The following is a 6772-nucleotide window of genomic DNA, read 5'->3' as shown; positions in this document are numbered from 1 at the left end:
CTTATTCCACGCCTAATCACACGCATCGGCGTCCCGGACCATGAATGCCGTGACGCGGTCACGGTTTTCCAGACTGCCGCGGTCATTGAAGTCGAACAGCTCCCGGACCAGCCTGCCATGCCGGACGCCGTCGTCGCAGACCACCCCGACCAGGGTGAAGGCGTCCTGGTAGACCCTGCGCAGCAGGTGGGCCTCGGCGGGATGCCGGAGCGAATCGATGATGTACGCACGTGGTTTCCCGTCGATCTCCCCCTCCGGCCTGCCGCTCGCCGCGGCCCGCTTTGCCCGGATGCGCGCCATGACCGCCCGCGCGACCGCCGCGTTGTCCCTGAACGACAGTCGCATTTCGTCGCCGAGGTTCTGCAGGGAGACCACGCTGTCGAGGGTCTTGCGCCCCGCGACCGGGGAGAGGTCCTTGCCGTTGATCCTGGCCCAGGCTTTGATCTCGTCGCTCGCCTTCAGGATGTGCACCTCGTAGGTGCCCCCGCCGACGGCTTGGGTTTCAAGAAACTCCTTGAGGATCTTGGCTGCCTGGCCGGCGCCGGATCCTCCCGGCCCGACGACCGCGATGAAGAGTTCGTTCGCGAGCTTGTCCGTCAGGAAGCTCTGGCTCGTCACCCGAGGCCCCGTCGCGGGCGGGCTCGGAGCCGGACGGTCCGTCTTTGCGGCGGGCATGCAACTCCACCCTTGGAAACGCGCGGGTCGCGAGTGCGCTCGCGACGGAGCAGGCAGATGCCATACCGGCTCCGCTTGCGAAAGCGGCTACCTGAGCGATCCTCGCCTTGCGCGGCTCAACCGGTCCGCGCCGTGTTCGAAGCCAGCCTGGGCGGTATCGGCCATGTCGCGCGCGAGTGCGGCCGGGCCCGGCCATCCGCGTCGCAGAGGACGACGGCGGCGAGCATCTGCTCTGCCTCGTCGAGCGGCTGCAGGCCGGCAACGCCGCGCTTCCCGCCCGCGCCGAGGCCGCCGAGGCCGATGGCGGCCGCGTCCAGGCCTGCCTGATGATGTGGTCGGTACCCGCGCCCGACCGGCCGACGCTTCCGTGGCCTGGCTCCGCGGCCTGCCAGGCCGTGCCTTCCCGGGACGACCGGCGAACTGGCCTGCCCGACAGCCAACCACCTCGCCGGCCGCAACCGCATGTGCCGCAGGTTCGTGAACCCGGCCGCTCAAGCCTTTTTCGTGAACCGCGCGGACGCGGCCCTGCCGCCGACCTTCAACGAAACCGTCGCCACGATCTGGCTGGTAGCCGCGACGGGCAGCTTGCCCTGCACGCTGTTGGTGCCCGCCGGGCTCAGGTCGACCTTGTAGCTTTTGCCGCCGACCAGCACCGTGGCGGTGCCTGAGATCTGTGACGCGGGAACGGGCTTGCGCATCTCGTCCAGGACGTAGACGGTCACGTCGGTATCCTTCACCACGAGTTCCAACCACAGCTCCTGCGCCTCCTGCACGAGGCCGCCGTGCACGGCCTGGGGTGCCTCGCCATGGGCGAGGGCGGATCCGGATGCGAGGCCGAGGGCGAGGAACAACGGTATCGCGTATCTCTTCATCGTAGATCTCCGTCTGCTCTTGTATTCGCCTGGTCGTTGGTCCCCTGCGTGGCCTTTGCCGTGGGAGACCACACGGGTCGGAGCGGCTCCCGACCAGTGTCCCGTCCTGGTGCCCGATCCGGCCGCGAGCGTGTGCGGCGACCGCGTGTTCGGGGGCGTCGGATGCGCCCTCACGGCGCCGCCCGCCCGGTGCGAGGCGACCTCGGTGGCTTTCGCGTGGCGGGCCGCGACGGTCAATGGCTGTGCTTGTGCCGCGCGCCGTCCGGCTGCGGCGCGGTGGACGGCTGGTCGGTTCCCTTCGTACCGTCCGCTGCGGCGGTGCCATGGTTCATGCCGCCGTGGTCGCCCGCTGCCTGCGCCTGCATCCACAGGTCGTTGTACTCGTCGTCGGACAGGCCCGGCATCTTCTGCAGCAACGCAACCGTCGCCCAAAGCATCTCGTCACCGTCGCTCGCCATCGACGGCATGCCGCTCATCTTGATGCCGTTCTTCAGGATCCAGAACAGCTCGCCCGCGGTGTAGCGCCTCGTAGCCTCCTTGAGGTCGGGCGGCTCGGGGTACATGCCGTCGGCCACCTCGCTGCGCTTGACGCCAGGTCCGCCGTGGCACGTGGCGCAATGCTCCGAGAAGTGTCCGACGGCCGACACGAGCTTGGCTTGCTCGTCGTAACCCGGAGGGGGCGCCAGACCGGCCGCATGCGCCCGGATCGAGCGCACCCGTGCCTTCTCCAGCACCCACGAGGTCAGAGCCCAGTGGGGCTCGGTGGCCGCGACGTTGAAGACGCCTGCGTAGATCACGGCAGCGGCGGCGAACGTCGCCAGGACGCCGGCCGAGAGCAACGTGAGAAGGACGATCTTGGCAGTTCGCATGAAAGTATCCTGGGTGACTGGGCCCGAGCCGGACTGCCGACGCGTCGGGTGCAGGATGCCCGTCGGCAGAATCGGGTTGAGTGCGCTCTCGATGTCCTGCGTCGCCTCATCGCGCCTTCTGGATGCGCGTGATGGCGAGCTGCCCGTTCACCCGGTCGGCGGAGAACCGGACCCGGTCCCCGGCCTTCACCCCCTTCAGGATGGCGGGGTCGGCAACCCGGTAGGCCATGGTCATGGCGTCCATGTCGATGTTCGGGATGCGCTCGTGGTCCAGCGTGACCTTGCCGGCGGCCTCGTCGACCTTCTGGACGGTCCCGCTCACGAGAGGCGTGTTGGCAGGGGGCTGGGCTGCGGCAGGCTTGGGCGGCGGCGGCGCGGGGGAAGGCGACGCAGGCTGGCGCGAGCCGCCCGCCTGGGCTTGGCGGTCGAGCGGGCCCTCGCCGGAGGGCGTCTGGTTCGGCTGTGGCCGGTAATCCGACTGCCGGCTCCGGACTTGCCACTCCTTGAGAGCGTCGATCTTCTGCTGCTGCTCGTCCTGGATCTTCTGCGCCGTCTCGCGCAACTGCCGGTCGCCGCCGTATTCGAGCTCTGCTTTGGCGAGGAAGAGGGTCTGCTCGTAGCCCGCGATCAGGAGCTCGGCGAAGTCCCGGTCCGGATCGCCGGTCAGCTTCAGGTTCCTGAAGCGGTCGGCCATGACCTCGCGCACACGCTCGAGGGCGGCCTGGGCGCCCTTGGCGGGTTGCGCCCAGGCGGCTCCCGGCACCGCGCCGGCGAGCGCCACGCCCATGACGGCGGCGAACAGGGATAAACGTCGCATATGACTTCCTCCGCGGCATGGGGCCGCCGCGCGGGATCGGGCGTGTCCGCGCGGCGGGCCCGTTCGAGGCGCTACTTGGCTTTCCGGATCTTCGTGACGGTGTACTGGCCGTTGGCCTCGTCGACCTCGAAGTCGATCTTGTCCCCGGACTTCAGGTCCTTGAGCATCGCCGGATCCTTGACCTTGTAGGCCATGGTCATGGCATCCATGTCGAGCTTCGGGATGCGCTCGTGGTCCAGCGTGACCTTGCCGGCCGCCTGGTCGACCTTCGTGACCGTGGCCTTGACGGATTGCGCCCAGGCCGGGCCCGCCAGGGCCAACAGCGCTGCGAGGGCGAACGGAGGTAGCTTCCTCATCGTGTTCTCCTGATGGTCGCTGTACCGCTGCACGGGCACCTGTCGGGGGGCCTTGGCGGGGCCCGTGCAGCGGCTTTCGGGGGACCAGGTCCACCCGAACCCGTCCGCCGGTGGGCGCCCGCGTCGTGGCGCCGCCGCGGCGGAAGCCTGAAAGACATCCGGCATCGCCGGCTCAGTGGTTTCCGTGACCGCCCGGGTTGGCGGCCGTCCGGCGTTTGCGCGGGTCGACCACGCGCAGGTCCGTCTCACGCGCGCGCTTGCCACGCGGAGTGTTCGGGTCGCGGCTGGGCTCGGGCAGGGGCTCGCCCGTCCACTCGTAGGCCTGCGTGCCCGGAGGGTGCTGGTACCAGCCCGGGTCCCTGTAGTCGCCCGGCGCCAGGTCGGGCCGCACCTTCAGGACGGTGAACATGCCGCCCATCTCCACGGAACCGAACGGGCCGGCGCCGGTCATCATCGGCAGCGTGTTCTCCGGCAGCGGCATCTCCATCTCGGCCATGGCGCCCATGCCGGTCGATCCCATGGGCATGTAGCCGGGCGCGATCCTCTGGATCTGCCTGGACGTGTTCTTCAGGTTCACGCCGATGTAGGTGCGCACCGAGTGGCCCATGGCGTTCATGGTGTGGTGCGACTTGTGGCAGTGGACCGCCCAGTCGCCGAGTGCGTCGGCGTTGAACTCGATGGCCCTCATCTGGCCCACGGCCACGTCGGCGGACACCTCGTACCACTGCCGCTCCGGGGATACCCAGCCGCCGTCGGTGCCGGTGACCTTGAAGTCGACCCCGTGCACGTGGATGGGGTGGTTGGTCATGGTCAGGTTGCCGAAGCGCATCCGCACCTTGTCGCCTTGGCGCGCGACCATGGGGTCGATGCCCGGCCAGACACGGCTGTTGAAGCACCACATGTTCATGTCGAGCATCGTGTTGACCTTGGGCACGTACGACCCGGCCTCGATGTCGTAGGCGTTCAGGAGCCAGACGAAGTCGCGGTCGACCCGCCGCTCGGCGGGATCGCGCGGGTGCACGACGAAGAAGCCCATCATGCCCATCGCCATCTGGACCATCTCGTCCGAGTGCGGGTGGTACATGAAGGTGCCCGAGCGCCTCAGGATGAACTCGTAGACGAAGGTCTTGCCCGGCGGGATGCCGGGCTGGTTGAGCCCGGCGACGCCGTCCATGCCATTGGGCAGCGTCTGCCCGTGCCAATGCACCGCCGTGGCCTCCGGCAGCTTGTTGGTGACGAAGATGCGGACCTTGTCGCCCTCGACCGCCTCGATGGTCGGGCCGGGCGACTGCCCGTTGTAGCCCCAGAGATGGGCCTTCATGCCCGGCGCCATCTCGCGGACGACGGGCTCTGCCACGAGGTGGAACTCCTTCCAGTCCCCGCGCATGCGCCACGGCAGGGTCCAGCCGTTCAGCGTCACCACCGGGTTGTAGTCGGGTCCGCTCGTCGGAACGAGCGGCGGCTGCGTCGTCGCCTTCTCCATCGAGGGCGCCTCGGGCAAACCTGCGGCCTGCGTGCGGCCGCTGATCATGGACGTCCCTGCGAGGACCAGTCCGCCGGCCCCGAGCAGGTTCCTGCGCGAAATGTCAGTCATCGGTTTCTCCATGTGTCTCGTGCGAGATGGCGTCAGCCGCCGGGCGTCGCGGACGCGAGGGTCTCGCCCCCGCCCCCGGCGACCGCTTCGACGCCTGCGCTCTCGCCGCCGAACCCCTCCCCGGCGAAGCCGCCGCCGATCACGGCAGCCCTGAGATCGGTCGCCGCGATCCAGAAGTCGCGTTGCGCCTCGATGGCCTGGATGTTGCTCAGGATCCGGGAGCGGGCGTCGATGATCAGGGTGGTGACGTCGATCAGCATGCCGCTGTACTGCAGAAGAGCCTGATCCTGGATCGTCTTGCGCAGAGGCAGCACGCTGCCCTGGTAGTGTCGGGTGATGTCGTACTGTCCGCGGTAGCGCTGGTAGGCCTCGCGCACCTCCGAGCGGGCGTTGACCGCCTTCTCGGCGAGGCGGTGGGCGGCGCCGAGGTATGCTTCCCGCGCACCACGCACCACCGTCGTCCCGAAGTCGTAGATGGGGATGACGAGGTCGACGGAGTAGCCGCGCCCGAAGCTCTTCTCGCGCGTGACGTTGAAGCCGCCCTGCTCGTTCGGCTCGAACGCCTTCGAGCGCTCGTAGCGGTCGGAGTAGCCGACATCGAGCACGTTGATGAAGCCGCTGACCTGGTTGAGGCCGTACTGGCCCGCGAGCGACTGGAGCTCGAAGCGCGCCGTCTGGATGTCCGCGCGCTTCTTGATCGCTTCGGCCTCGATCCGGGTGCCGCTCACCAACCGGCCGGGCAGCGCCGGCAGGCCGTTCGGGAGCTTGAAGTCGATCTCGCGTCCCCAGAGGCCGAGCAGGCGGATCAGCTTCTCGCGCTCGACCCGCTGCAGGACGCGGGCCTTGGCAAGCTGCGCCCCGAGCTCGCTGTAGAAGGCGTGCTCGCGCGCCTGCTCCAGCTTGTTCAAGGCGCCCGTCTCGCCGAGCTGCGTGGCCAGGGTGGACGCGGAGCCCGCGCTCGCGAGTGCCTGCTCCAGGTAGGCGACCGACTGGTTCGCCGACACGGTGCGGTAGAACTGGCGCCGGGCCTCGCCGGCGAGCCGCAGCACCTGCCCGACCGCGCGGTACTGCTCCGCTCTGAAGCGGTTCTGCGCGATAGGGATGCGGACCGGCAGCGTCAGGAGCTCGATGAGGCTCGCGGCGACCGAGCGCTCGACCTCCAGCGTGAAATCGCCCCCGGTCCGGCTGAGGGAGATCCGCGGGACCGGCGGCAGGGTCGCCTGGACGAACTCGGCTTCCGACACGCCGAGATCGTTGAAGGACGCCTGAAGGGCACGGTTCTTCAGGAGGGCGACCTGAACCGCGCTGTCGGGCGTCAGCGGGCGCCGCAGCAGTTGCTCCGCGCGCGCCGCCGCGCCTACCGCGGCGGTCTCGTCGGAGACCTTCACGATGTCCTTCCTCAATCCCAGGGCGGCGTAGCCATGCGCCGGGCCGAGCCCGCCGTCGGCCGAGAAGCCCACGCAGCCGCCAAGCGGCACCCCGACCGCCGCCAGGAGGGCGGCGGCTCGGGCGCGGCGGCCGAGCGACGCTTCGGCTCCCCGGCATGCGCCGGACCCGCGAGTCTGTGGCGAGGTCATCCGTGAGTTCCT

General features: G+C 69.4%; 7 protein-coding genes. All 7 read right to left on the bottom strand.

Annotated features, from left to right (window positions below; all coding sequences use genetic code 11):
• Positions 1-12: 12 nt before the first annotated feature.
• On the bottom strand, positions 13-618 hold the full coding sequence (locus tag VQ02_RS21765; RefSeq protein ID WP_053080488.1) for a hypothetical protein: 606 nt from the start codon (positions 616-618) through the stop codon (positions 13-15).
• Between the two features lie 548 nt (positions 619-1166).
• A complete protein-coding gene (locus VQ02_RS21760) occupies positions 1167-1547 on the bottom strand; it encodes a hypothetical protein (protein WP_048446312.1) in 381 nt (126 codons plus the stop codon).
• A gap of 233 nt (positions 1548-1780) precedes the next feature.
• Positions 1781-2416 carry a c-type cytochrome gene (locus VQ02_RS21755; RefSeq protein ID WP_048446311.1) on the bottom strand — a complete coding sequence of 212 codons (636 nt, stop codon included), beginning with the start codon at positions 2414-2416 and terminating at the stop codon, positions 1781-1783.
• A gap of 106 nt (positions 2417-2522) precedes the next feature.
• Positions 2523-3233: a copper-binding protein gene (locus tag VQ02_RS21750; RefSeq protein WP_048446310.1), complete on the bottom strand. Its 711-nt coding sequence runs from the start codon at positions 3231-3233 to the stop codon at positions 2523-2525.
• 71 nt (positions 3234-3304) lie between these two features.
• Positions 3305-3589, bottom strand: a complete 285-nt coding sequence (locus VQ02_RS21745) for a copper-binding protein (protein WP_048446309.1) — start codon at positions 3587-3589, stop codon at positions 3305-3307.
• Positions 3590-3761: 172 nt separating this feature from the next.
• Entirely contained in the window at positions 3762-5183 is a 1422-nt protein-coding gene (locus tag VQ02_RS21740; protein WP_048446314.1) for a multicopper oxidase family protein, read from the bottom strand.
• A 32-nt stretch (positions 5184-5215) separates the two neighbouring features.
• Entirely contained in the window at positions 5216-6760 is a 1545-nt protein-coding gene (locus tag VQ02_RS21735; RefSeq protein WP_063838506.1) for a TolC family protein, read from the bottom strand.
• Positions 6761-6772: the final 12 nt, after the last annotated feature.

It is taken from the genome of Methylobacterium variabile, from assembly GCF_001043975.1.
In the GTDB taxonomy this organism is placed as follows: Bacteria; Pseudomonadota; Alphaproteobacteria; order Rhizobiales; family Beijerinckiaceae; genus Methylobacterium; species Methylobacterium variabile.
The sequence above is the reverse complement of the archived record's forward strand: the minus strand, read 5'-3'. Positions and strand labels throughout refer to the sequence as shown.